Genomic DNA, 2,543 nt, shown 5'->3' with positions numbered 1-2,543 from the left:
TTTTGCCGGCGTAGCGGCCGTCAACAGGGGAAACCGCAGTGAGCGAAGAGAGCTGCATGGGGTGTTCTCGGACAGTCGGGCAACGAAATGGGGCGCGTATCATACATGAAAAAATCCGCCGGTCCGTTGCCAACTGACCAGCGTATTACGCGTTACAGGCTACATAAGGTGTTGCGGGCGCTGTTTAGCTGCTGCGCATCAGCGGGTAAAGCTCTTTAAGCAATTTGCGTCGGCTGATCACCAACTGCCAGCGATGACCGCCGAGTTGCCGCCACAAGCGTGCCGATCGAATGCCGGCCAGCAACAGGGCGCGGATTTTCGAGGCGTTGCTCGGCTGCTGCAGATTACGCATGTCGCCGTGCACCTGAATGCGTTGGCGCAGGGTGCTCAGGGTGTCCTGGTACAACCCACCGCAGGCGGCGATGACATTTTCGTGAGCCGGGCCGAAGTGTTCTACCTGGGACTGAATCTGTGGCAGGCGCTTGCCGATGATGTCGAGCATGTCCTCGCGCTTTGCCAGTTGACGCTCAAGGCCGAGCATCGCCAGCGCATAGCGCAGGGGCTCGCGCTGTAGGGCGCTCGGGTCGCGTTCCAGGGCGCCGATCAAGGCGCGATAGCCCTCGCGCAAATTGATGTCGTCGCCGCCATACACTTCCAGGGTGTCCTTGGGGTCGCGAATCAACAGGCTGCCGAGCATGCAGGTCAGGCCCGCTTCATTGGTCTGGCCGGTCTTGGCGATCTTGTCCACCAGCACGGCGGCAAGAAACACGCCGCCCAGTGCCGTCAGTTGCTCCTGAATCGGGCTCATTGTTGATCGCCTTTGAGAGCGCCCTTGCTGGTCCATGGTTCAGCCACTTCAATCACGCCGCCGCCAAGGCAGATTTCGCCGTCGTAGAACACCACGGATTGGCCCGGGGTGACCGCGCGTTGCGGGTCATCGAAGGTTGCGCGGTAGCCGGTGGCAGTCTTTTCCAGGATGCAAGGCTGGTCGCTCTGGCGATAACGGACCTTGGCGGTCAGTTTGCGCGGCTGGCTCAGGTCGATCGGGTTGACCCAATAGATGTCGGACGCGAGCAGGGCGCGGGAGAACAGGTACGGATGGTCGTTGCCTTGGCCGACGATCAGCTCGTTGTGCTCCAGGTCCTTGATCAACACGTACCACGGCTCGTCACTGGCGTCTTTCAAACCGCCAATGCCCAGGCCCTGGCGCTGGCCGATGGTGTGATACATCAGGCCGTGATGGCGGCCGATGATTTCGCCTTCGGTGGTCTTGATCTCACCCGGTTGCGCTGGCAGGTACTGCTTGAGGAAGTCGCTGAAACGGCGCTCACCGATAAAGCAGATCCCGGTGGAGTCCTTTTTCTTGGCGGTCGCCAGTTCGTATTTTTCGGCAATCGCGCGCACTTGCGGTTTTTCCAGTTCGCCGACCGGGAACAGGGTCTTGGCGATCTGTTCGCCACCCACGGCGTGCAGGAAGTAGCTCTGGTCCTTGTTCGGGTCCAGGCCCTTGAGCAATTCGGTGCGCCCATCGATGTCGCGGCGACGCACGTAGTGACCGGTGGCGATCAGGTCGGCGCCGAGCATCATGGCGTAATCGAGGAATGCCTTGAACTTGATCTCGCGGTTGCACAGGATGTCGGGGTTCGGCGTGCGTCCGGCCTTGTATTCGGCCAGGAAATGCTCGAATACGTTATCCCAGTACTCGGCGGCGAAGTTGGCGGTATGCAGCTTGATGCCAATCTTGTCGCACACGGCCTGGGCGTCCGCCAGGTCATCCATGGCGGTGCAGTATTCGGTTCCGTCGTCTTCTTCCCAGTTCTTCATGAACAGGCCTTCCACCTCATAACCCTGCTCGATCAGCAGGAGGGCGGAAACGGAAGAGTCCACGCCGCCGGACATGCCGACAATGACGCGCTTCTTTTGTGTGTCAGAAGGGGCTGGATCACGCATAGGGATTCAATGAGTGTCTTGAAAAAGGACGCGATTCTAGCAGGCTCGGGCCCGCAAGGCTAAAGAGAAGGACGGATCAATTCGAGGTCGAAGTGTTTACCGTCCAGATAGTCGTCGATGCATTGGATGATCAGTTCGCTGCGCCAGTTTTCCTGCTGCTCGATTAATTCCTCGCGGGTCAACCACTTGGCGCCGACGATGCCGTCATCCAGTTGGTAATCGGGGTGATGTTTCAGCGGTTTGGCGATGAAACAGACCCGCTGATAGGTTACGCCGTTGCTCGGAGCGGTGTAGAGATAAATGCCCAGAACGCCGGTCGGCTCGACATCCCAGCCGGTTTCTTCGAGGGTTTCGCGGACGGCGGCTTCGGTCAGGGTTTCGTTCGGGTCCAAGTGTCCGGCTGGTTGGTTAAGTACCTTTCGTCCGTGCTTGAGCTCTTCGACCATCAGGAAACGGCCGTTGTCTTCGACGATAGTGGCGACGGTGATGTGGGGTTTCCAGTCCATGAGTTTTCCTCAAATTCCAAAGCTGAAACACTATCCCTGTGGGAGCTGGCTTGCCAGCGATAGCGGTGGATCAGCCACCATCAATGT

General features: G+C 59.1%; 3 protein-coding genes. All 3 read right to left on the bottom strand.

Features of this window, described 5'->3' with window-relative positions; genetic code table 11:
- Positions 1–184: 184 nt before the first annotated feature.
- Genes hflD through ACRESJ_RS13430 form a run of 3 tightly spaced genes read right to left on the bottom strand, consistent with a single transcriptional unit; the run spans position 185 to position 2,456 of the window.
- Positions 185–808 carry a high frequency lysogenization protein HflD gene (gene hflD, locus ACRESJ_RS13440; RefSeq protein WP_431758321.1) on the bottom strand — a complete coding sequence of 208 codons (624 nt, stop codon included), beginning with the start codon at positions 806–808 and terminating at the stop codon, positions 185–187.
- Complete coding sequence (mnmA, locus tag ACRESJ_RS13435) at positions 805–1,950, bottom strand: tRNA 2-thiouridine(34) synthase MnmA (RefSeq protein ID WP_431758320.1); 1,146 nt, start codon at positions 1,948–1,950, stop codon at positions 805–807. Before mnmA ends, hflD begins: the two co-directional genes overlap by 4 nt.
- Before the next feature lie 59 nt (positions 1,951–2,009).
- Entirely contained in the window at positions 2,010–2,456 is a 447-nt protein-coding gene (locus tag ACRESJ_RS13430; protein WP_431758319.1) for an NUDIX hydrolase, read from the bottom strand.
- Positions 2,457–2,543: the final 87 nt, after the last annotated feature.

This window comes from Pseudomonas sp., assembly GCF_050739655.1.
In the GTDB taxonomy this organism is placed as follows: Bacteria; Pseudomonadota; Gammaproteobacteria; order Pseudomonadales; family Pseudomonadaceae; genus Aquipseudomonas.
The sequence above is the reverse complement of the archived record's forward strand: the minus strand, read 5'-3'. Positions and strand labels throughout refer to the sequence as shown.